Source organism: Bacillus hominis (genome assembly GCF_018332515.1).
GTDB classification, from domain to species: Bacteria; Bacillota; Bacilli; order Bacillales; family Bacillaceae_G; genus Bacillus_A; species Bacillus_A hominis.
In genome coordinates this window covers 1-1445 of record NZ_BOQD01000020.1, presented here as the reverse complement: position 1 = coordinate 1445, position 1445 = coordinate 1, and the positions used below count along the sequence as shown (strand labels likewise).

The 1445-nt window shown below is 34.6% G+C and carries 2 protein-coding genes; one reads left to right on the top strand and one right to left on the bottom strand.

Annotation, left to right across the window (positions count from 1 at the left end; all coding sequences use genetic code 11):
- Nucleotides 1-12 precede the first annotated feature (12 nt).
- The gene (locus KI356_RS02950) at nt 13-777 is read left to right on the top strand and encodes a DUF817 domain-containing protein (protein ID WP_212934763.1); all 765 of its coding nucleotides are present in this window, start codon (nt 13-15) and stop codon (nt 775-777) included.
- Between the two features lie 71 nt (nt 778-848).
- Here the strand turns inward: KI356_RS02950 and KI356_RS02945 are convergent, their stop codons facing one another.
- Nucleotides 849-1304 (bottom strand): DinB family protein, encoded by a 456-nt coding sequence (locus KI356_RS02945; RefSeq protein WP_212934762.1) that lies wholly within the window; start codon nt 1302-1304, stop codon nt 849-851.
- Nucleotides 1305-1445: the final 141 nt, after the last annotated feature.

Sequence of the window (1445 nt, the reverse complement as noted above, 5' to 3'; positions counted from 1 at the left end):
GAAGGTGACACAATGTTCTATATAAAACAACTACTACATTTCACTTACGAGCAAGCATTATCTTGCTTATTCCCAGTCGTCATTTTTTTAGCACTAGCCCTTTCAAAAATCATTTCAATTCCAGGATTATATCGCTATGATTTCATACTCATCGTATGTCTTCTTATGCAGTGGATTATGTACAAAACTGGTCTTGAAACAAAAGACGAATTAAAAGTAATTACTGTCTTCCATCTCATCGGGCTCTTACTAGAAATATATAAAGTACATTTCGGTTCATGGAGTTATCCTGAAGAGGCGTATTCGAAGATTTTTGGAGTTCCACTTTACAGCGGTTTTATGTACGCAAGCGTCGCAAGTTACATATGCCAAGCATGGAGAAGATTACATTTACAAATGTTTAATTGGCCAAATGCTATTTTGGCAATACCGTTAGGTGCTATGATTTACTTCAACTTTTTCACACACCATTTTCTATATGACTTTAGATGGGTATTAACCTTACTTTTATTCATTGTTTTCTTTCGGACATTTGTGGAATTTTCATTACAAGGAGTCACATATAAAATGCCGCTCGTACTCTCATTTTTCCTTATCGGATTCTTTATTTGGATTGCAGAAAACATCGCAACATTTTTCGGCGCATGGCAATATCCAAATCAGAGAGAAGTCTGGAATCTCGTTCATCTAAGCAAAATTAGCTCTTGGTTTTTACTTGTCGTCATTAGTATTATGATTGTTACACAACTCAAACATTTAAAGCAGTCCAAAAGATAACACTGTAACTACTACTCTTCTTTGCCGGCTCAATAAAAAAACGAAATCCATTCAGGATTTCGTTTTTTTAACTAAAGAGCTTTAATAATTCGTTCCATCGCCTTCATTTGTCCAATATGGTCTGCTTCATGATAAAGCATCATACCGTAAAGCTCTCCAACTGTTTCCAACCCTAAAAATGGCTCTGGAAGTTTATTTCCAAATACTTCTGCTGGAATTTCGTTAATACGTTTTGCTTGTTCTTTTAATTGGGCCGTTAACACTTCTAATGACGGTCCTTCTGTTTTCCATTTAGATGGTCTTGATCCATACCCAAACATACCTGGATATTCAGTTGGCAATTGTTTAAATTCTCTTCCAAACATGAAAATTTCTGCTGCCGTTAACACATGACCAATATGCCAGCGGATTGTATTGTTAAAGCCCTCCGGCTGCGTATCCGCAGTTTTGTCATCTAACGTTTCCATAAATTTAAGCAATGCCCCACGCGTTATTTCAAATTGTTTTAAACCAATTATTCTATTCATTTTATCGTCCCCTTTTTTATGTACAATTTATTATGAACTAAGAATGTTAAACTTATTAAAGTTTCACCTTATTTAATCTATCAGAAACAATTAAGAAATACATCTAATATGCTTAGTAAAAATAATAAAAAGGTTCACCTC